Origin of the sequence: Streptomyces sp. FIT100 (assembly GCF_024584805.1) — a bacterium.
GTDB lineage: Bacteria > Actinomycetota > Actinomycetes > Streptomycetales > Streptomycetaceae > Streptomyces.
Genome location: NZ_CP075715.1, coordinates 625,202 through 644,891 on the forward strand (window position 1 = coordinate 625,202; position 19,690 = coordinate 644,891).

Sequence of the window (19,690 nt, forward strand, 5' to 3'; positions counted from 1 at the left end):
GAGGTAGTCACATGTCCCACCCCGCCCCGTCCTGGGCTTCGATCCGCCGGTCAGAGCGCCTCGCCGGCGCACCCGTCGTTCGGCGCGGCGCCGACTGGTGGCTCGTGTCCCCGTCCGGCTCCCTGCTCGCCTCGGACCCCGCCTTCACCGATGAACTGGACCGCTTCGCCGCCGACCTGGCCGCAGCCGACCACACGGTCGCTGAGATCCACGCCCAGGCCAAGCCTCCGCACAAGGCACAGCCGTGACCCCGCTCGTCCACGCCGAGCAGGCCGTGCTGGGCGCGATCTTCCTGGAGCCCGGCCAACTCGACAGGCTCTCGCCCTGGCTGCGCCCGGAACACTTCTCCCGCCCCGCGCACACGGCGATCTACTCCACGATGCTCCAGCTCAAGGCCGCCGGTCACCCGGCAGCAGCCACGACGGCCGGCTTCCCCGTCCCGCTGGCCTGGGTGACCGACACGCTGCGGGAGGCGAGCACGCGGACCCGCGGGCTCACGGCCTCGTATCTGCACTCCCTCGCGTCGGCGTGTCCGCGCCCCGACCACGCCCCGGTGTACGGGCGGATGGTCCTGGAGGGGTCCATCCACCGCAGCGTGGCCCAGCACGCCGCACGCCTCCATCAGGCCGCGCTCGCCGACGGCCGGGCCGGCACGGTGGAGGAGACGCTGCACCACGCCCAGGTCCTGACCGACGTACTCGCCGACCTGGCGCGCGGCTGGGGCACCGAGACACGTCCCGTGCAGCCGCCCACCCCGTACGCACCCCAGGCCGAGCGCCCGCAGCCGGTGGGCGAGCAGGTCCTCGCCGACGAGGAGTTCCTCCTCGGCTGCCTCGCCGCCCGCCCCGAGCAGCTGCTCGGCCTGGTGCGGTGGCTCCGCCCCGGCGACTTCGCCGACCCGGGCCATCAGCAGCTCTACCGCGCGCTGGGGGCCCTGCACCATCGCGGCGAACCCATCGACCAGCTGACCGTGCTGTGGGAGACCCAGCGTCGCGGCACCCTCGCAGACGGGACGCTCGACACCGAGCGTGTGATGCGGATCTGCGATCCGCTTGTGGGCGGGGCCGCCGAGCACTTCGGCGAGCAGGTCGTCCACGCCTCCCTCGTCCGCACGGCCGCCCTCGCGGCCCGGCAGGTCGGCGCCCTGGCCGACCGCGACGCGCTCGCGCCCGGGCAGCTCATCGGCTACGCCCTGCACGCGCTCGGCCCGCTGGACGACGTACGCCGCCGACTGCGCCTCGCGCGCGAAGCCGAACCCGAGCCACGGCCGCCGGCCAGCCAGCCCGGTGCGCCGCCACCTGCCGCCCGTATCGACGCCGCCCGTGCGCGCAGCCGCCTCGCGGATGCAGCGGCCCCCGCGGCGCCGGTCGCGGCCTCCTGCGCCGCGCTGCCCTCCCGCCACAACCTTCGGAGTCCGTCATGACCGGCCACACCGGCCGCGCAGGTCTGGAGAAGGACGAACTGTACACGGTGGCCCGGGAGTTCGAGGAGGCCCGCCACGAGATTGTCGGGCCGTACACAACGAACTCCCTGCCTGACCTCGTCACCGCGTCCCACCACCTCGCCGCGCTGACGGGGCTGGTGAAGGACCTGTCCGACGAGGTCCTCTTCCGCGTCACCGACAACGACCCGGGCCTCGACTTCGGTCCGGTCATCGCCGCGTACACCAGCGCGTCCGCCCCGGCAGGACGCGCCGTGACCAACTACACCGAAGCCTTCGAGCAGCTCGGATTCCTGCGCCAGCACGCGGAAGCCCCAGCCTCGGCAGACCTCCATGGCGCCCGCCAGGCCGCGTTCGACGTCGTGCAGGACCGGCTGGACCTCACCGTGGACTCGCTGCAGGAAGCCTTCGTTGCTCTGCGGCACGCTGCCGACCGGATCGACGGCACCCCGCCTCGTGTCCTCGCGGCACTGAGCCGCTCGGCACGCCCAGCGAACTCGATCTACCGCGTCCCGGCCGAGCTGCCCGCGACCGAGCCGATCCGTCTCGCCTACATGCCGGTGTCCCGCCATGCGCGCTGATCTCCAGGCAGCGGCGCACCCGCCGTCTATCGGGAGCCTGTGTTCCGGGTACGGCGGTCTGGATCTCGGCGTCCAAGCCGTCTTCGGCGGAACGATCGCCTGGCATGCCGAGGTCGATCCAGGCCCAGCCCGGATCCTGTCCCGACACTGGCCGGCCGTGCCCAATCTCGGCGACATCACGGCCGTGAACTGGGCCGATGTCCCGGAGGTGTGCGTCCTGACGGCCGGGTTCCCCTGTCAAGGACGTCTCGGTCGCCGGCCGTCGCGCCGGACTGGCTGATGGCACCCGGTCCGGTCTGTGGTTGCACATCGTCCGTGCCATCGAAGCCCTCAACCCGTGCCTGGTGGTCATCGAGAAAGTCCGAGGACTCCTCACCTCCCCCGCCGGTTCCCCTGGCGACGTGGAACCCTGCCCGTGGTGTCTGGGAGACACCGCAGGCCAGCCTGCTGTGCGCGCACTCGGTGCCGTACTCGGATCCCTGGCCGACCTCGGGTTCGATGCGCGCTGGTGCGTGCTTCGCGCCTCTGAAGTCGGAGCCCCGCACCGCCGTGAGCGCATCTTCCTCGCCGCCTGGCCCACCTGGCGGGCCGCCGTTGCTGAAGACGCCGACGAGCAACCTGGCGACGAACGGAGGGAGTCAGCACCCGACGAAGAGGAAACAGGGCGGCCACGGCCCCAATCTGGCGGACGAGGTCGAGTGGCTGCTGCCGACACCGAAGGCGTCGGACGGAGCCAAGGGATCGCCAAACCAGCGTCACGGAAACGGGGACCTGACACTGCCCTCGGCGGCTGCCCGACTGCTGCCGACCCCACGGGCAAGCGACACCGGCACTCCGGGACGCCGACCGGGCGCGGGCTTCCGGCCCCCGCTCTCAGCGGTAGCGCTCCCCATGTTCACGGCTCAGACGCCGACGGACGGAGGGCGTGGGGACCGTACGCCGCCGCCATCGCCCGATGGGAGAGGGCAACGCGCCCGGCGCCCCTGCCCACGGACGAGGCGGGGCGCCTCAGCCCGCTGTTCGTCGAGTGGATGCAAGGGCTTGAACCCGGCTGGGTGACGGCCACTCCGGGACTGGGACGCCCAGCCCAACTATCCGCTCTGGGCAACGGAGTCGTGCCGCAGCAGGCCGCTCGCGCGCTGGAGATCCTCGCTCCTCCCGTCGCGGTCTGCGGCCATCACGGCTCGCGGTGAACGGCGCTCTCTACACCGGATTTCCCGGCCTGGCCAAACCCGGTTTTCTTCGGATCCTCGCCACCCCAACCACCCGATCTTGCGGAGGCGTAGCGATGGCCGAACCCGCTCAGGACAGCGAGCCGATTCGCGTGGCGGACCACGATCTGGACGACCTGGTCGCCACGGTCGCGAGGCTGGTCACGGAGAGCCGTAAGCAGGGCGAGACGCTCGCCCAGCTCACCAACGACGCTCCGCCCCCGGACGACGAGGGCGACGGAGCCGAGCGCGGTGATGGCGAGGGCTCGGTCGCCGCGCTGGCGACGGCCGAGCCGGGCGACTCACAGGAACGCCCGGCGTCCATCTTCATCCTGGCCCTCGACGACAAGGCATACGTCGAGGAACTCGCGGCGCTGACGAGTTGGGTGCACGACCTGCTGCTGCCGGTCTACGGGCGGGAGATCACCACCGGCCGGCCGTGGTGCCGGCAGTGGCAGGAGCACCCCGAGGCCGTGGCCCGCCTCCATGCCCTGTGGCTGGCCTGGCAACAGCTCACCGACACCGAGGCCGGCCTCACCGGCCCCTCGACATGGCACCGCGACCACCTCGACCCGACTCTTCTCCAACTTCGCGTTCCCGATGGTCCATTCGGAGCGTGCACGACCAGCCCTACCCGCCCCAACCACCGGCTTCTCGCCTCGCCCGAGCCTGCGGGAGCCTGACATGACCGACACACACGAGCCCCAGGCTCCGGACTACCGGATCGACGGCTTCGAAGCAGCCACCGTGCGGATCGAGGAGGACTTCTTCTCGGTCACGCTCGCAGACGACATGTTCGTACCCCTCGCCGAGCACCACAGCGACGACGGACGCGACACCTACCTGCTGTTCTACGACCGGGCGGCCATCTGGGATGTGCCCGGCACAGCGGAGTACCTCGCGTTGCACCTCACCCGAGACGTGGAGCAGCGCACCTTCGACTTCGAGTACGAGCGGGCCCCCGTCGTCCCGCTCGCCCAGAACTGGCTTATCCGCCAGGACTGCCCGCCCGAGGCCACCGCTCCGAGCCGCAACGGCGGGCCACGCCCCGCCGATGCGATCACCACGCAGCTGGAGGACCTGCTCCGGACCCATCCCGACGGCCGGTACGAGGTCATCGACCACCACACCGACAACCCGGGTTCCTTCGACGTCGGCACCGAGGTGCGCACCCTCGTCCACTACACCCGCCCGGACTCGGCGCACGCCCCCTACCGTCTCTTCCTCGAAGAGACGGCCAAGGACTTCCGCTCCTACACGGTGCGCGAAGGAGCCTTCGCGAGCGCCGAGGCGGTGGACGACCGGGCCATGGACCGCAACACTCCTTTTCCACTGGCACCGGCCCCGCAGGCCACCGTCGTCCGCAGGGCCCAGGTTGCCCTCACCCGCTCGCCGCTCGCCGGAGCCGCTGGTCTCGCGGTTCCCCCGGCGCCTGTCACGGCTCCTCACCTCCCGCTTCCTTCCGTACCGCGCTCTCGCGGGAGTGCACGGTGAGCCGGGCACGGTACGCCTTCGCGGCGCACCCCGAAGCCCTGGCCGATCTGCGCTCCGTTCCTGAGAGCATCCGCGACCTGGCCCTGCTGGAACTGCAGCACCTGGTCCACGGCAACGAACGCGGCGCGGCGCTGACCCGCGAGCTCGCGGGCTGCCACAAGATCTACGTCGATCCGGAGACCCGCTGGCGCATGGTCGTCCAGTACCGCGACGCCCCGGCGACCTCGCAGCACCGCCGGGAGATCTACCTCCTCGCGGTCGGCGAGCGCCAGGACCAGGCCACCTACCGCACCGCGGCTCACCGCCTGGACCGCGAACGCGTGGCATCCACCGGGACATCGCCTGTGCACGGTCGCCGCGCCCAGGCGGCCCGGTCCCGATCCCTGCACGGGAGCGCCGGTCCGGCACACGCAGGTTCGCCGGACCCCGCCCCTTCCGCAGCTCCGCCGCGAGCACGCCGCCCCTCATGACGCCCAGCCCCTCATCCGCCACCGCCCGGAGGCACTTCCCCATGCCGCCTCTCGACCTCGGCGATCTCGCCCCGGGTACCGAGGCCCTCGTCGCGCCAGTCCACCTCGCAGGTCCCGGGACGAGGGAGCCCGTCTTCAGCGTCCTCGACAACGCCGTCGGCTGGACGAAGACCGTCGCCTTCGGTACGGACGCGTACTACGCGAGCCCGTGTCAGCGAGTCCGTATCGCCAACCCCGTGGAGAGCCACTACGGCGGCTGGACGATCACCTACGCCGAGGACCCGCTCGGCGTTCCGGACTGGATCACCACCTTCGACCGCAACACGCCCCGCGAGATCGGTGTCGCCTTCACCAAGACGCTCGTCGACAGCCTGCCCAACCACTTCCGGGACTACTTCAGCGACGGCAAGGACTACACCGGCCTCGGCCAGGAGGACGTACTGCGCCAGAGCAACTGGGAGCCGGTTCATGGAAGTCGGCCGTACTGGATCGTCTCGCCCGACAGCCGAGCGGCCCTGCGCACGCGCAGCGGGTGGCACGACGAGTACACCGAGCTGCTGACTCCGGAGAAGTCCATGTGGCGTCTGTCCGGCGGCGTCGATCCCGTCCACGTGCCGACCTGGAGGGCCTTCTTCAGCAGTAGTACCCCACATCACCTGCGCACCGCTGCCGCCACCGCTCTCACCAGCGCGGACGCTGTGCCGCGCTTCGTCGGCGACATCCCCGAACGCCACCACGACCTGGTGCACGTGCGTCTCGCCGAGCCGATGGCCACCGTGCCCCGGGCTCAGGCGGCCTTGGCCCGTCGGCCGTACGCCATCCACGCAGCCGCGCCCGGGGCGGAGGCCGCAACCTCGCCCGGATCACCTGCCGCGCACAGTCGTTCACGCCGCCAGCGCTGACAGCCCGCCGCTCACACCCGGAGATCCCGCATGCCCTCACACACGCTCGACGGCGACGTCTACGTGACCCCGCTGTACCTCGCTGGCTCCACCACCGTCGGCGACCCGGCGATGCAACCACTCCTCGACCACGGCTGCATGGCGCACAGCGACGAGCTGGCGAACGTCTACGTCTCCTCCCCCGACCAGCACGTCCGGCTCGGATTCCTGCCAGAGGTCACGGACAACACCTTGTGGAAGGTCGCCGCCCACAGCGACCCGTTCGGGCCGCCCGACTGGCTGGCCACCTTCGACTCCAACACGCCGACGGAGCTGGTGACCGCCTTCACCTCCGCCCTCGCCACCACCTACGCCAAGGATCCGGACGCCGCCTTGACCGGTCCCGGTCGACCGGCCGAGGAAGGTTTTCGGCCCCTGGAAGACGCCGGATGGAAGCGAGGAAGCTGGCAGCTCACCACCCTGTTCACCGCGCCCGACGAAATCGCCGGCCTCACCTACAGGGGCGGGGTCCTGGATCGACACGCCGAACTCCGCGGCGACCAGGACCGCTGGCTGCTCTGGGGCGGCCGGGACGGCTTCAGCTCGCGCTGGTACGCCACGTTCACCTCCAGCGTCCCCGTAGATCTGATCGCGGCGACCACCGCCCGCCTGGCCGACCCAGCCCCCGTACTCCGATACGAGATCGAGGTTCCCAAGCGAAACCGCGGTGCCGCCCAGATACGCCCCGTGTCTCCCCCGGTGCCGACTCCGCTGGACGTCCGACGTGCCGCAGCCGCACGCGCGCGCTCCCACGTGGGTCACCTCGTCCGCCGAGCACCAGCGGCGTCCGCAACGACGGGCAGCCCCAGTGCTGTCCCACCGACCCGCCTCGCCCATCGACGGCGGGCCGCTGCGGCACGCTCGTGAACGGCAGCCCGCACCGACGGCCTCTCACGCACACTGGCACGTTCGACCCACGATGCAAGTAGAGGCCGCTCGCCCCCGCTCAACCGAGGCGGTCGTGGTCGTCCCTACGTACCCAGGACGCTGGCCGGGCGGTGGCTCCCGGCAGCTCGCACGAGCCGCCGTTAGCTCACGTCGGCTCCACGACGCTCCAGGTGAGTTCGCCCCCGCCAGCGCCCACCGCCTCCGCCAGCTCCTCGACGCTCAGATCGATCCGTCTGCCGTCCGCCATGCGGGATCGACCCAAGGACGCCGCTACCACGTCATCCACGGTCTCGTCGTACGTACCCATCTCGTGGTCCAGCACGCCGCTCTTCCCGCCTTCCATCGGTCGCCCCGAAAACAGCTCCCGGGGCGACCGATCCATTCCTCCGACTGGTCACACGCGGGCGCTGTCATGGCCAGTTCGCCCACGGCAGACGCGCACCTCTAGGAAGGACTGGAGACCTACTCCTCGACCATGTCAACGTACGACCGCTTCGAAAAACCACAGGTCAACGAAGGGTTTGCTGCTCGTGACGCTTACTGCCACCGCCCCGTCTCATGTCCCCGCCGCACCTCGTCACTCGGCGCTCGGCGACCGCGAGTGGCTGCTCGACTGCCACTGTGCGGGCCCGGTCGTCGACCTCCTCAAAGACCGGGGGTGGGACGTCATCCCCGACCTCGCCGCCAACGTCCACTGCTCCAGCCCTGACCAGCGTGTGTACGTCGGGTTCCTCCCCGAGACCAAGGAGGCGGAGCGCGGCGAGTTGTGGCACATCCAGGTCAAAGAAGCCGACGGACGGGTGGCATGGAGCCAGACCTTCGGGTCGAGCGTCCCGGCCCAGGCCGTCGCCGGGTTCCTCGCGGCAGTCATCGCCTTCCCTAACCGCCACTGCGCCTGCGTCTGACCTACGCCACCCCCTTCACCAACTCAGGAGTCTCTCTTGCCTCGCGAGATCACCGTTCGCCAACTGATCCACCAGCTCCAGGCAGTCGACCCGGATCTCCCCGCGTACTTCGCCATCAACCCGGACTGGCCCCAGACCCACCGCATCGGTCACGTCATCGAGATCAGCGGCCCGGGCGGTGCCGTCTACCTTGCCGAGAACGGCCAAGAGGGCGTCTTGCCAACTGAAGTCCGCACTCAGCTCGACTGGGCCGACGTGTGAACCGCTGGTCACGCTCGCAGTTCGCGGCGGGCGCGAAGAACCCTCCGGTCCCGCCATTGCTCCTCGGCAATGTCGCCCAACGCCCTATGCCTCCAGGCGTACGTGGTGCTCTCGTCCGCTCCGTGCCCCGATGCGCCACCGAGCCGGTTCCCACGACCTGGGTGTCCGCGCAAGACCCCGCTTCCCTTCGTCCGGGCTCCGTTCGGCTGTCCTGGGAACTCGCCCCTTCCGGCGGGATGGACGTCACCGCATACCTCGGCCTGACTTCAGCGAACGTCACCCTCGCCACGTGGCCGAACCTTCGCGGGGAGTGGACCCCGGTCGTCCACCCCACGCTGCTGGAGGTAATCGGTCTGCACACAGCGCTGTCCGTGGCCATCGACGCGCTGCACCTCGCCAACCACCTTGCTGACGCCTGACTCCACGACGCATCTCGAACGCCGAGGGCTGTCCCAATTGGGACAGCCCTCGGCGCTTTTCGTCCCACGAGCCTCGATGCACATCACCCGCGCATCAGGCTCGTGCCTAGAGCGTCCCTGCACCTCCTGAAAGACTCGCCCGGGTAGAGCTCTCGTCCGGCCATGGGGCATTGATGCCACGGGCAGGCTTCTATTCAGGCCGCAGCTCCGACAGGTAGGTGCGGGCGAGCGTGCCGTCGTAGCCCACGGCCTGCGCGGCGGCCTCCAGGCTCGGATAGTCCTGGCCCCCGAAGTCGATCATCGCGTCGTAGTCCGCGCGCGTCAGTTCGGGCTCGACCCACTGGTGCGCGCATCGGCAGCGGATGCTGATCTCGCTGCGGTCGCAGATGACCATCCAGTCGCGCCGGGCTCCGCACTTCGGGCACATCACCAGGATGCCGCCGATGCGGATTTCCTCCGGGTGGGTGGTGGCGCGGAGGCGGATGATGCCGTCGCCGAGCCGCGTCTCCTGCTGGAGCCTCAGCAAGGGGTCGTCGGCTGCCGTCTCCGGCAACACGACTCTCCGGGTCCGGAGGTCTTCGCTGAGCATTGGCATCGTCTCCTCGTCCTCTTGTTGACCAGCACTAACAGCGTTGGCCGTGGGTGTCCAGCGCTTTGAGGTGCTGGTCAGCGCCGTGGGCCCGGCCTGCGGGTACTGTTCGTGTCGTGGCGAGCCGTGGGCTCGGATACCTGCGGCTTCGGGGATCGGTGCTGCGGCGGGGGTGTCCGCGGGTGCGCGCGTGTGCGGGGCAGGTCCGCAGCGGCGGGCAGTTTCCCCATGCGGCGCAGGCGCCAGACGAGTACGTCAGTGACGTTGTCGGCGGTCTCCAACTCGCGCCATTCGATCGCCTGTTGGAGCAGTACGTCGGGGTCGTGTCCCACTCGTTCGGCTTGGGCGAGGGTGGCGGCGAGCACGTCCCAGCCGGGCTCGCGCAGGACGTGATCGGCCTGTCCGGGCAGTGCGGCTTCCACGGTGTGGGCGTAGCGGTCGCGTACGGGGGCGGGGAGTCGGCGTCCCTGTTCGCGCATCGCCTTCATGGGCGTGGCGGACGCGGTCTGGTAGGCGGCGCGCAGGTGCTGCGCGGCTTGTCGGGCGGCGGCGGCCTGCTGGGCGTGACCGCGGGCCGAGTGCCAGCGGACGGCAGCGATCGTGACGAGGACCATCGTGGACAGGAGCATCGCCGTGGTGCCGCCATCCTCGCCTTTGCCGAGGGCGTTGCCGGCTCGGACGATGCCGCGCGCGGCGGAGCGGAGGGCGCGGTGGTCGGCGTGCTCGGCGCGGGTGTGGGAGCGGGTGGCGCGTTCGAAGGCGCGGGCGGCCTCGGCGAGTTCCTTGCGGGTGGAGGCCGGGGAGGTCTGGGCGACGGCGTCGAGGAGTTCGCCGACGCCGATGAGCTGAGCGGCGCCTGCCGCGTCGTCGTCCCCGGCGAGCACGGTGACGGCCTGCTCGACGACGTGAGCGGCGTCTCGGCGAGCACCCGGTGGGCGAGCGGCCCGTGGGGCGGGGCCCGTGACGGTCGTCGGCCCGTCCTCGGGCGGTCCGTCCGCAATGCGTTGGCGGATCTTGGGGAGGGAGAGGTCGGGGGCGAGTCGGGAGCCGGGGAACCAGATGGGCGCGCCGTCACGGTTGCGGTCGCCGGGCAGGGCGACCTTGTAACCGAGGATGTCTCCAGAGGGGGCGACACGCTTGTCGAGGCGAAGTCCGGCTTCGGTGAGACGGCGGAAGAACTCGTCCTCGTCGGCTGCGCCGGCCAGCGCCTGGCGGACGTGCTCACGCAGCGTTTCACGAGGCGGTTCGGTGCGGCCGGTGCGCTCCGCCTTGGCGCGTTCGGCGCTGGTGGGGCGTTGGGCGGCGGTGCGGTCGCCCTCATTGAGGATCTGCAGGCCCCACTCCTTTTCGATCTTGCGGCATTCGGCCTGGGCGCGGATGCCGTCCTGGTGCCGGCGGGGGCTTCGTCCGTCTTCGCGTTTGAGCGTGGCGACGATGTGGATGTGGTCCTCGGCGTGGCGTACGGCGATCCAGCGGCACGCCTTGTCGTCGCCTTCCTCGGCGATGCCGGTGGCGTGGACGATGCGGCGGGCGACCTCGGCCCATTCGGCGTCGGTGAGGTGCCGGTCGCCTGGGGCGGTGCGGACGGGGCAGTGCCAGACGTGCTGGGCGGGGCGGCGGTCCTTGGGGAGGGCGAGGATGGGGAGGTCGAGCCGGTCGGTGAGCTGCTTGAGAGTGGCGGCCGGGTCACGTCCGGGGTCGGGGGCGAGTTCCGGCATCCAGGCGGCGACGAGGTGCGGGTCGGTGTGTTCGTCCCGGCGGCCGGGTCCGTAGAGGTAGGCGAGGAGTCCGTACGTGCGGCTGCCGGTGGAGATGTCCGGGACCACGCTGTCAGCGCCTCGCCATCTCGATGGCGGCGGCCTCGACCAGTGCGGCGGCGCGCAGGACGCGGGCGACCGCGTCGTCGGCGTACTCCGGCCGGCCGCCGGAGTTGAGGACGCGGGCCACCTGGTTGAGGTTGTTGCCGGCGCGGCCGAGCTGGGCGCTGGCGGACATCAGCTCCTCGACGCGTCCGCGCTGGTCCAACAGCCATGCCCTGGAGTCGCCTTGGGCCTGGGCGACCGCGACCGCGGCGTCGGCGAGGAACCCGGCGGTCTTCAGGCCGACGGCTTCGGCGGCGCGCTTGACGATGTCGAGTTCGTCTCGGGTCAGGCGGACGCTGCGGACTTGGTCGCGGTGCACGCTCTGACGCAGGCGGGGGCGCGTACGCGGCGCGGAAGGCGCGGCTTCTTGTCCCTCCGGCTGCGATCCGCCCTCGGTCGCGACCCCACGACCTGGCTCCCCCTGGTGCCGGGCCTCCCCCGCCCCCTGGGGGGTGGGGGCAAGCCCTTCCGAACCTCCTCCGCGGCCCGTGGCTGCGGAGGAGTTTCGGAAGGTACAGCTTGCTCGACCTCGTGCCGGGCAGTGACCTTCCCCCAGGTCAGCGGGGGCGGAGGTGGGATCGGTGGGCGTCATCGGGGCAGTCCGGAGGGGTCGCGGCGTACGTCGCGCAGGACCTCGGCGACGAAGTCGAGCGCGAAGACCGCGTGGTGGAGGGTGCGGGGTGTGCTCGTGGGCGTGCGCTTGACGGTCCAGGCTCCGTCGGGGCCGGGTTCGGCGTGGTGGAGGTGTCCGTACCGGCTGAGCACGGTGATCCAGGCGTCGGCTTCGGCTCGAGTGGCCGAGGTGGTGCGCATGGTAGCGGCTCCAGTGCGTGTGTGGGGCGGGAGGGATTCGTGTGCTCGGCGGGTGCGCCGGTCTGGGTGGACAGGCCGGCGCACCCGCCGAGCGGGCTGTCCGGTCAGGCAGTCCGGGTGTCCGCAGCCTGTTCCGCTTCCTTGCGGAGGTGCTGCATCAGGACGGTCAGCCGGTCGTTCCCGAGGCCGTGTCCGTAACCGCGGATGGCGTCCGCGACGACCTTCCGGGTCAGGTCGCCTGCCTCGGTGACCGCCTGGCGGGCGATCGCGAGAAGCTGCTCGTCGGTGACCGGGGCCGACTTGCGGTCACCGGTGTCCGGACGGGCGGTGGGCCCAGCCTCCGGGGCCGCGCCCGAAGGGGTGTCCGGACGCTTGGCTGGGTCGGCGGGGTGGGTGACCGGGCGGAGTCTGGGGGCGGGGTGTCCGCCCTGGTCAGCGTCGCGGCCGCCGTGCTCGGGCTCCGGTTCGACCGGCTTCTCCCGCTCTCCGGACACGGTGTCCGGGGTGTGGGTCTCCGAGGTGTCCGGCCCCTTGGTGACCGCGGGGCGGCTTGTGGCGGGGCCGGGCAACTCGGCGGGGTGTCCGGAGGTGACCGGGGCTGGGCCTCGTTCACCCCTGGCCGGGGAGGTGTCCGGACGGTCATCGGTGACCCAATCCGTACGGACATCGGGAGTCTCCGGGTGTCCGGACAGATCGGCCTCGGTGGCCCGCCGTGCGATCAGGATGTACAGGTGGACGGCTCCAGCCAGGGCGAGCGGGGCCAGCGTGGACAGGACGCCGACTGTGAGGTCACCGAGCCGGAGGCCTGCACCGTCGTGCTGCTGCTGGTTGAGGCGTACGGCGTGCAGTGCGTTTGCCCAGATGCTGGCTGCGGTCGCGGTGCCGAACAGCGTCCACACGTAGCAGCGGGCGGCAAGCGGGGCGGTGCGCAGGACGAGGAGGGCTCGTACCCCGTACGCGATGCATCCGTCGATGACCAGAGGGAAGAGGAAGGTTAGGAGTCCTCGGACGTGGATCGCGGTGGCCATCTGCTGCAGCGCGTCATACGAGAGGGCGCATCCCGCGCCGCCGAGGGCAACGACGGCAGCCCGGTCCCAGCCGTTGATCCGCGCCGGCATCGGCACGACGTGGCTCACGCTGCCGTCCCGAGGTCGTCGCGAGCCGGGAGCTTGGCAGTGGGACTCTTCAGTGCCTGGGGGGTGTTGTTCTGCTGGTCGACGGCGCGGTTTCGGATCTCGCGACAGGTGCGGCGGTAGAGCTTCCCGGCGTGCTCCTCGGTGACCTTGAGCATCCGGGCGAGCCGCTCGGCGGGGATGTCTGCTTGGTAGGCGGCGCGGACGACGGCCCGGCGCTCGGCCTTGGTGAGGTGGATGTCGCGGCCGGCCAGGACCTCGTTGACGCGGGCGTAGTTGAGGCGGTGCTCCAACCTGCCGTGCAGGAGTTCTCGCTCCTCCTCGGTCATGCCGCCCCGGATGCCGTCGCGGTCGCCGTTTTCGAGGGCAGCGTCAAGGCAGGTGCTGCGGACCGGGCACTGCGCGCACAGGGCCTTGGCGGCGGCGATGCGGTCGACCTCGTCGGGCTCGGGGAAGAAGAGTTCGGGGTCGACCTGGTGGTGCGTGGTCGAGCGGCAGGCGGCCCGGTCGCGCCAGGTGTGGTCGCCGAGGGTGCGGGGCCGTGGGGTCTTGGTGTGGTGCATGAGGATGTCTCCGTGTTCCCCCAGAGCGCGTTCGGGCAGGAGCGACCCGGGGGTGGGTGCGGGAAGGGACAGGCCGGTGTTCGCCGGCAGGGTCAGGCGCGGGCTGCGGCGATGTGGCGTCGCTCGGCCGCGAGGGCTCGTCTGCGGTCGGGGCCGTCGAGAATGACCCGGTCGGTCATCTCGGTGAGCCGGGAGGCGACGCGGTCGCCGATGTGGGCACGCAGGTCGGCCATGCCGAGGTTGGTGGTGATCAGGGTCGGGAGCATCGCGTTGTAGCGGCGGTTGATGAGCCGCATCGTGATTTCCTCGGTCCACTCGCTGTTCTTCGCGGCGCCGAGGTCGTCGATGATCAGCAGCGGGCAGCGGGCCAGGTCCATCAGCTCGCGCTCACCGTCGTGGCCGGGGCGAGGCCGCAGCTCCGCGTACAGGTCGGCGGCCGTGATCGCCTTCCAGCGCAGCCGGACCCCGGCGATCAGGAGTGAGCGGACCGCTCCGTACGCCTGGTGGGTCTTGCCTGTCCCTGTAGTGCCGACGATCAGCAGCGAGCGGCCCTCGGCGAGCCCCGGCGCGCCCTTGGGCCCCGGCCGTCCGCCCCCGGCGACCTCGCGGACCCAAGAGGCGACGGCCGGGTGGTCGGCGACGGCGGCGCGGTAGCGGGCTGGGATACGGGCTTGCGCCGCGTCAAGGGCAGGGACGGGTCCGACCGGGTCGGTGAGCTTGGTTCTCGGGTCGATGCCCCGCGCGGTGAGGATGTGGGCCAGGCGGTGGACGATGCCGCCGACGGGCTGGGCGTCGTAATCGCGCATCACAGCTCCTCGGCATAGGCAGCGGCAGGACTTACGGGGTTACTCCAAGCCCGATGAGCGGGCACGTTAGGACCTGATTCCGGCCGCGCCAAGCCACCGGGTCCGGCGTTCATGGCTTCGTTGACCATGCTGGTAAGCACGCTGGGGTGCTTGGGAGTGGCGGCGAAGCGTTGCAGTCCGGCGCGGATGTGGTCGGGGGCTATGCCCTCGTCCAGGAGCTTCTTGGCGATGCGACCGAGGTGGCCGATCACGTCCCCTGGAGGGCGTTCCCTGGAGGCGGCAACGTACTCACGGACGAGGTCCTGCGCCGAGGCGGTGGGTGCGGGCGCTTTGCGCCCCGAAGGATCAGTCGATCCAGGATCCAAGATCCTAGATCCAGGCGCCGAACCCTCCGAGAGGTTTCGGGGAGCCTTCGGCGAGGTCTGTCGTGCACTCGCCTGACCTGCACCTTTGTCCGTCGTTCCGGTCAGGGTCTCTGGGGCTCCGTCAAGCGCGCGAGGCTCGCCATTTGCACGGCGCCGTCCAGGGGCGGGGACGTCCGGGGACGGGGCGAGCTTACGGTTCGGCTTCGGTGAGCTCTCGCCGAGTCCTCCGCGCAATTCCGCCGAGGTCTCACCGAACACGGTGCAGACGTCCTTGCAGGCCCCGCAGCGTTCCTTGGCGTGATGGTTCGGACACGCCGGGATACGTGACTGCGACGGCTTGTCGATTTTCTGGTGCTCGAACCAGGTGACGATGTGCAAGTACCGTCGGCCATCGCAGCCGGTGTACCGGCAGATCAGCGCAGCGTCAGCAAGCTGCTGTAGATCATCCTCAACGTGCACCGGGGTGTGCTCGGCACGGAGTGGCCAGAGCAGGCCGGTGATGATGGCCGGGTTGTCGCGGAAGCGGCCGTGGTCGTCCGCCTGGGTGAAGAGGCCTAGGAACGTACGCTCGGCGTGGACGCTCACCTCGGCGCAGGACTCGCTGATGAACAGTTCGGGCTTGATGGTTCGGATGCGGGCCACGGTCAGCAGGCCTGTCCGACCGACTTCAGATGGCCCGCGCCAGGAACAGTCGGTGTGAGCTCCGCGCTCGCGAGGTCGAAGTCGTGAGCCTCTTTCCAAAGCGCTTCCGGGTGGGCTCGCATGATCCACCGCGCCACCGTGTACACCTGGGCCCGCTTCAGTTCGATCAGGCAGCCGTCTGAGTCGTAGGCACGAGCGTGCGGGTGCGGCCATGACTCGGTGGGCGCTTGCTGGGTTACCCGAATCCTCGCAGCTTCGGGGACCAGGTCGGTCAGGGCGGTTGCCAGACGACGGCACCGATCGTCGGGGTCGCAGATTGTGCGGCCATGGAAGGTTTCGGACATGCGAGAATCCCTTGCTTGTAGGCGGAGCTCGTCGGCTGGTTCTCGTCGAAAAGGTTCAGCCGACCGCTCGGTGTATGAAGGCTCCCTCTGGGCGCCTGCGGTGCCCGGGAGCGGCTAACTCCCGGGCACCGGTCTCGTTCACATATGCGCGCCTCCGCACGACGGGCGGACTTCGCCCCCCGTGACGCACTTTAGTGTTCGAGGCGCGATCAACGTACACTGAAGTACGCCCAGCTGGTCAACTAGAGTGTCAGTCACGCGCACCCAGCATGCGCATCGAGCACTAAAGTGTGTAAATCGCCGCGCCATGCGAGGAGGTGGATGTGACCGAAGACCGACAGCGCAGCTTGGCAGAGAAGCTGGATCACCTGTTCACAACGATCCACCCACCCTCTCGCGGCCCGTATACGCCCGCAGAGGTCGCCGAGGCGATCGCAGAAGCGGACGACAAGGGCAGAGGGCTGTCGCCAAGCGCCATTCAGCAGCTGCGCAACGGCTCGAAGCAGAACCCGACCATGAACACCATTCGGGCACTGGCGGGATTCTTTGGTGTGCCATCGGCGTACTTCTTCGACGACGAAGTGGCCGCTCGCACAGACGCCGAGATCGGCATCCTGGCAGCCATGGGCGATGCCGGTGTGAGACAGGTCGCGCTGCGGGCGAAAGGCCTGTCCACAGAAAGCCTGCAGATCATCAATGCAGTCATCGACCAGGCCCGGCGCCTGGACGGCCTTGCCGGCGACGCCCCGGACGAGGGCGTCGACCCACAGCACTGAATCTGCGGGGCAAGCTTCCGTCCCCAAAAGATCCTTTTGGTTTGCCCTGACAGAGCCCTTACGCTTTCGAGCGATTCGGAGCCACCCATTCCGGATCGCTCGGCTATGCCGCCCGGTGTAAGTAGGGGAAGCAAGCTTCCAGCCCAGGGCATCCGTCAAGGACGATCATGGAACACGACCGACTCCGCGATGCCTGCGAGGAACGCGTGCGGCAACTCGGACTGCCGCATCACTTCGGCACTGAAGACCTCTGCGATGCTGTCGCAGCTCGACGCGGGCGACCCATTGTGCTCAAGCCATTGGCCACTGCGGGCGCTATCGACGCGCCCTGCGGCATCCGCGTGGAGACGGATGCAGCTGACTACCTCTTTTACGAAGCAGCCACCTCGTTGCTGCACAGAACCCATATTCTCGCCCACGAGATCAGTCACATCGTGTGCGACCACCCCGGCAGCCTCTCACTGGATGAGCACGCTCCTCTCGCCACGGGTATCAACCCGACCCTCATCCGACGCATGGCCGGACGCACGAGCTACACGACGCAGGACGAGCGCGAAGCAGAGCTGATGGCGACCGTCATACGGCAACGTATGTACCGAGGCCGGATCCTGCCGCCCAGTAAGCCGTCACGAGCCGCAGAACGCTGGGAGGCGCTGTTCGCGCAGCCGCCGTCGAGGGGCACCGGTCGGTTGTGATGATGAACCTGATCTTCCTGGGTATGGCGGTTGTTCTGCTGCTTGCAGCCCTGTACTGGGCTCGACGACGGCGCGGCCCCCGGCCCGCCGGCACCTGGGCGATGTGTGCTCTGCTCACGGCATTCGCTCTTGCCTTCGTGTCATACGCCCCCGCGTTGACGACAGCCATGGAAACAGTGGTTCCTCACGTCGCCAGGCTGTTCAGCAACTCCTTCACGCTCGCGGCGGCCACGTCGGTGCTGGCGTTCCTGTTCCAGATGAACCTCGAGCCCGACGAGGCCCGTCGCCGAATCCGGCGGCGGCTGGTGTTCCTGGTGACTGCCGTCAGCGCCATGGTCATGTTCTTTGCCCTTGAGCAGTGGAACGACGGCTCGCCTCAGATGTACGCGCTGTACATGATGGTCTACATCTCGTATCTCGCGGGGACCGTTTGGGACTTCCTCCAGCAGACGTGGACGCAAGCGAAGTCCGCACGAAGGAGAAGCCAGCGAGTCGGTTTGCGGATCACCGTCGCGGGGTGCCTGCTCGCGATGTTGTACATCACGTACAAGGTGGTCAAGGTCGCACCCCTCAGTCTCGGCATGCAGCTTGGGCCGGACCGCCCAAGGTGTTCGTCGCCTGTCACACCCGCGACCTGCGCTTTCAGTGTGACCGCGCCTGCCCTGGCCGTCCTTCTCATCACCATCGGGCTCACACTTCCCGCGGCGATATGGCCGATTCGGCAGCTTCTCCGACATCGGTGGGAGGCCAGGTCCATGGAAGCACTCAAGGAACTCTGGTCCGAGATGTCACGCGCCACGCCTGAGATCGTGCTACCGACAGAAGCAGGCCGGGACGAGACCGACTTCCTTCTGCACCGCCGCGTCATCGAGATCAACGACGGCATTCTCGCGTTGCGCCCTTACCGGTCGGTGGCCGTGCAGCAAGCTGCGACGGAGGCTGTGGCTGCCCTCGATGGCAACGCAAGCCCCAGCACGAGAGCCGCAATCGTGGAGGCCGCAGTGCTGTCCTCGGCGGTGCTCGCAAAGACTTCCGGCGGGCAGGCGTGTTCCACCCAGGCACCGCCAGCGCCCGGCACGGACACGCGAGCCGACAACCTCTGGGCAGAGACTGAATGGCTGCTCCGGGTTGCCCGGGCCTACGCGGACAGCGACATCGTGCGCGCCGTTACCGGCACGCAGGTACCGACGCAAGCACTCTGGAAGGCATGAGCGACCCCCTGCAGGATCCCGGCTTCTTCCAGAACCCGTACGAGACCTACGCTCGGCTTCGCGCTGCCTCGCCGGTGCAAAAGGTGCCCACCGGTTCTGCAGAGAGGCACAGCTACCTCGTCACGGGGTACGCCGAGGCGCGAGCGGCGTTCACAGACCCTCGGCTGTCAAAGGACACGGGGCGCTTCTTCGCCGGTCAACCTTCTCGACGCAATCTGCACCCCGCTGTCTCGCAGACCATGCTGGCCAGCGACCCACCGCAGCACACGCGGCTTCGACGATTGGTGACGGGCGCATTCACCCAGGGCGCGGTGGAACAGCTACGCCCCTACATCCAACAGGTGACCAACGAGCTTCTCGACGATTGGGAACAGCACGGACAAGCCGACCTGGTAGAGGACCTCGCCATCCCACTCCCGGTAACCGTCATCTGCGAAATGCTCGGTGTACCGGAAACCGATCGCGCAGAAGTCCGCCGCTGGTCGAACGACCTCTTCGCCGCCGGCCAGCCGGACCGCATCGACGCCGCCTCACACGCGGTCGCCGAATACATGGGGATGCTGGTCGACACCAAGCGCCATTCACCGGACGACAGCCTGCTGCACGATCTCATCGCAGTCCGCGACGGTGAGGACATGCTCAGCGAGGACGAACTGATCTCACTCGCCGTGCTCTTGCTAGTAGCGGGCCACGAGACCACTACCAATTTCATCGGAAACGCCACACTGGCTCTGCTGCAGTCACCTGACACCCTCGCCCGCCTCCGCGACGCCCCACCGCTGATCGGATCCTTGCTGGACGAGTTGCTGCGGTTCGACTCGCCCGTGGGCATCGCGACCTTCCGGTACAGCACCGAGGCCCTCACTCTCGGCGGGACAACGATTCCGCAGGGCGCTCCCGTGCTTATCGCTCCCGGAGCAGCCGATCGCGACCCAGGCCGCTTCCCCGATCCTGACCGCCTCGACCCGGACCGTGACGCCGCCGGCCATCTCGCCTTCGGCCACGGCATCCACCGTTGTGTCGGAGCTCCGTTGGCTCGAGCGGAAGGCGAAATCGCTCTCAGGACCGTCCTCAGCCGTTTCCCGCGACTGCGCCTTGACATTCCGGCCGAGCAGTTGGAGTGGCGTCATACGCGTCTGATGCGAGGGCTACGTTCACTACCCGTCTCTTGGTAGCCGTCGCCGCCCTCGACACCGACCAGAGCAAGTGCTGAGGACTCAGGCGGCGCACCTTCGCGTGATCGGGCCATTGCACATCCGGTGACGCCTGTTGCGCTTATC

General features: G+C 69.5%; 27 protein-coding genes. 17 read left to right on the forward strand and 10 right to left on the reverse strand.

Going from position 1 to position 19,690, the window contains the following annotated elements; genetic code table 11:
• Window positions 1–11 precede the first annotated feature (11 nt).
• From KK483_RS02525 to KK483_RS02570, 10 genes are all read left to right on the forward strand, one after another.
• Complete coding sequence (locus KK483_RS02525; protein ID WP_262003325.1) at window positions 12–248, forward strand: hypothetical protein; 237 nt, start codon at window positions 12–14, stop codon at window positions 246–248.
• Window positions 245–1,423, forward strand: a complete 1,179-nt coding sequence (locus tag KK483_RS02530; RefSeq protein ID WP_262003327.1) for a DnaB-like helicase N-terminal domain-containing protein — start codon at window positions 245–247, stop codon at window positions 1,421–1,423. Before KK483_RS02525 ends, KK483_RS02530 begins: the two co-directional genes overlap by 4 nt.
• Window positions 1,420–2,022: a hypothetical protein gene (locus KK483_RS02535; protein WP_262003329.1), complete on the forward strand. Its 603-nt coding sequence runs from the start codon at window positions 1,420–1,422 to the stop codon at window positions 2,020–2,022. The genes KK483_RS02530 and KK483_RS02535 overlap by 4 nt, the downstream gene beginning before the upstream one ends.
• Entirely contained in the window at window positions 2,012–2,302 is a 291-nt protein-coding gene (locus KK483_RS02540) for a DNA cytosine methyltransferase (protein WP_262003330.1), read from the forward strand. Before KK483_RS02535 ends, KK483_RS02540 begins: the two co-directional genes overlap by 11 nt.
• Complete coding sequence (locus KK483_RS02545; protein WP_262009320.1) at window positions 2,295–3,215, forward strand: DNA cytosine methyltransferase; 921 nt, start codon at window positions 2,295–2,297, stop codon at window positions 3,213–3,215. Before KK483_RS02540 ends, KK483_RS02545 begins: the two co-directional genes overlap by 8 nt.
• Before the next feature lie 95 nt (window positions 3,216–3,310).
• Window positions 3,311–3,916, forward strand: a complete 606-nt coding sequence (locus tag KK483_RS02550) for a DUF4913 domain-containing protein (protein ID WP_262003333.1) — start codon at window positions 3,311–3,313, stop codon at window positions 3,914–3,916.
• Window position 3,917: 1 nt separating this feature from the next.
• The gene (locus KK483_RS02555) at window positions 3,918–4,727 is read left to right on the forward strand and encodes a hypothetical protein (RefSeq protein ID WP_262003334.1); all 810 of its coding nucleotides are present in this window, start codon (window positions 3,918–3,920) and stop codon (window positions 4,725–4,727) included.
• Window positions 4,724–5,197 (forward strand): hypothetical protein, encoded by a 474-nt coding sequence (locus tag KK483_RS02560; protein ID WP_262003336.1) that lies wholly within the window; start codon window positions 4,724–4,726, stop codon window positions 5,195–5,197. Before KK483_RS02555 ends, KK483_RS02560 begins: the two co-directional genes overlap by 4 nt.
• A 41-nt stretch (window positions 5,198–5,238) precedes the next feature.
• Complete coding sequence (locus KK483_RS02565) at window positions 5,239–6,099, forward strand: DUF317 domain-containing protein (protein ID WP_262003338.1); 861 nt, start codon at window positions 5,239–5,241, stop codon at window positions 6,097–6,099.
• 30 nt (window positions 6,100–6,129) lie between these two features.
• On the forward strand, window positions 6,130–7,005 hold the full coding sequence (locus KK483_RS02570; RefSeq protein ID WP_262003340.1) for a DUF317 domain-containing protein: 876 nt from the start codon (window positions 6,130–6,132) through the stop codon (window positions 7,003–7,005).
• Between the two features lie 166 nt (window positions 7,006–7,171).
• On the opposite strand, the gene KK483_RS02575 is transcribed toward KK483_RS02570, so the two are convergent.
• The gene (locus KK483_RS02575; protein WP_262003342.1) at window positions 7,172–7,348 is read right to left on the reverse strand and encodes a hypothetical protein; all 177 of its coding nucleotides are present in this window, start codon (window positions 7,346–7,348) and stop codon (window positions 7,172–7,174) included.
• Window positions 7,349–7,556: 208 nt separating this feature from the next.
• Between KK483_RS02575 and KK483_RS02580 the strand changes: the two genes are divergently transcribed.
• The 3 genes from KK483_RS02580 (at window position 7,557) to KK483_RS02590 (ending at window position 8,611) form a co-directional block, all read left to right on the forward strand.
• A complete protein-coding gene (locus tag KK483_RS02580) occupies window positions 7,557–7,931 on the forward strand; it encodes a DUF317 domain-containing protein (RefSeq protein ID WP_262003343.1) in 375 nt (124 codons plus the stop codon).
• A gap of 36 nt (window positions 7,932–7,967) precedes the next feature.
• Entirely contained in the window at window positions 7,968–8,192 is a 225-nt protein-coding gene (locus tag KK483_RS02585) for a hypothetical protein (protein ID WP_262003345.1), read from the forward strand.
• Window positions 8,193–8,428: 236 nt separating this feature from the next.
• Window positions 8,429–8,611, forward strand: coding sequence for a hypothetical protein (locus KK483_RS02590; RefSeq protein WP_262003347.1), 183 nt, complete (start codon window positions 8,429–8,431; stop codon window positions 8,609–8,611).
• Between the two features lie 190 nt (window positions 8,612–8,801).
• Here the strand turns inward: KK483_RS02590 and KK483_RS02595 are convergent, their stop codons facing one another.
• From KK483_RS02595 to KK483_RS02635, 9 genes are all read right to left on the reverse strand, one after another.
• Window positions 8,802–9,167, reverse strand: coding sequence for a hypothetical protein (locus tag KK483_RS02595; protein ID WP_313879507.1), 366 nt, complete (start codon window positions 9,165–9,167; stop codon window positions 8,802–8,804).
• Between the two features lie 110 nt (window positions 9,168–9,277).
• Window positions 9,278–11,026: a relaxase/mobilization nuclease domain-containing protein gene (locus tag KK483_RS02600; RefSeq protein ID WP_262003351.1), complete on the reverse strand. Its 1,749-nt coding sequence runs from the start codon at window positions 11,024–11,026 to the stop codon at window positions 9,278–9,280.
• A gap of 4 nt (window positions 11,027–11,030) precedes the next feature.
• Window positions 11,031–11,381, reverse strand: a complete 351-nt coding sequence (locus KK483_RS02605; protein ID WP_262003353.1) for a MobC family plasmid mobilization relaxosome protein — start codon at window positions 11,379–11,381, stop codon at window positions 11,031–11,033.
• 269 nt (window positions 11,382–11,650) lie between these two features.
• Window positions 11,651–11,875, reverse strand: a complete 225-nt coding sequence (locus tag KK483_RS02610; protein ID WP_262003355.1) for a hypothetical protein — start codon at window positions 11,873–11,875, stop codon at window positions 11,651–11,653.
• Window positions 11,876–11,979: 104 nt separating this feature from the next.
• Entirely contained in the window at window positions 11,980–13,011 is a 1,032-nt protein-coding gene (locus tag KK483_RS02615) for a DUF2637 domain-containing protein (RefSeq protein WP_399013122.1), read from the reverse strand.
• The gene (locus KK483_RS02620) at window positions 13,008–13,571 is read right to left on the reverse strand and encodes a WhiB family transcriptional regulator (protein WP_262003356.1); all 564 of its coding nucleotides are present in this window, start codon (window positions 13,569–13,571) and stop codon (window positions 13,008–13,010) included. Before KK483_RS02620 ends, KK483_RS02615 begins: the two co-directional genes overlap by 4 nt.
• A gap of 92 nt (window positions 13,572–13,663) precedes the next feature.
• Entirely contained in the window at window positions 13,664–14,377 is a 714-nt protein-coding gene (locus KK483_RS02625) for an ATP-binding protein (protein ID WP_262003357.1), read from the reverse strand.
• Window positions 14,377–15,384 (reverse strand): hypothetical protein, encoded by a 1,008-nt coding sequence (locus KK483_RS02630; RefSeq protein ID WP_262003359.1) that lies wholly within the window; start codon window positions 15,382–15,384, stop codon window positions 14,377–14,379. The genes KK483_RS02625 and KK483_RS02630 overlap by 1 nt, the downstream gene beginning before the upstream one ends.
• 2 nt (window positions 15,385–15,386) lie before the next feature.
• The gene (locus tag KK483_RS02635) at window positions 15,387–15,728 is read right to left on the reverse strand and encodes a transcriptional regulator (RefSeq protein WP_262003360.1); all 342 of its coding nucleotides are present in this window, start codon (window positions 15,726–15,728) and stop codon (window positions 15,387–15,389) included.
• A gap of 323 nt (window positions 15,729–16,051) precedes the next feature.
• Here KK483_RS02635 and KK483_RS02640 point away from each other — a divergent pair, with 323 nt between their 5' ends.
• The 4 genes from KK483_RS02640 to KK483_RS02655 all read left to right on the forward strand — a co-directional run bounded on the left by KK483_RS02640 (window position 16,052) and on the right by KK483_RS02655 (window position 19,585).
• Entirely contained in the window at window positions 16,052–16,504 is a 453-nt protein-coding gene (locus tag KK483_RS02640) for a helix-turn-helix domain-containing protein (RefSeq protein WP_262003361.1), read from the forward strand.
• A 167-nt stretch (window positions 16,505–16,671) separates the two neighbouring features.
• Entirely contained in the window at window positions 16,672–17,199 is a 528-nt protein-coding gene (locus tag KK483_RS02645) for a regulator component (RefSeq protein ID WP_262003362.1), read from the forward strand.
• Window positions 17,199–18,410, forward strand: a complete 1,212-nt coding sequence (locus KK483_RS02650; protein ID WP_262009322.1) for an MAB_1171c family putative transporter — start codon at window positions 17,199–17,201, stop codon at window positions 18,408–18,410. The genes KK483_RS02645 and KK483_RS02650 overlap by 1 nt, the downstream gene beginning before the upstream one ends.
• Entirely contained in the window at window positions 18,407–19,585 is a 1,179-nt protein-coding gene (locus tag KK483_RS02655) for a cytochrome P450 (RefSeq protein WP_262003363.1), read from the forward strand. Before KK483_RS02650 ends, KK483_RS02655 begins: the two co-directional genes overlap by 4 nt.
• The last annotated feature ends 105 nt before the right edge of the window (window positions 19,586–19,690 follow it).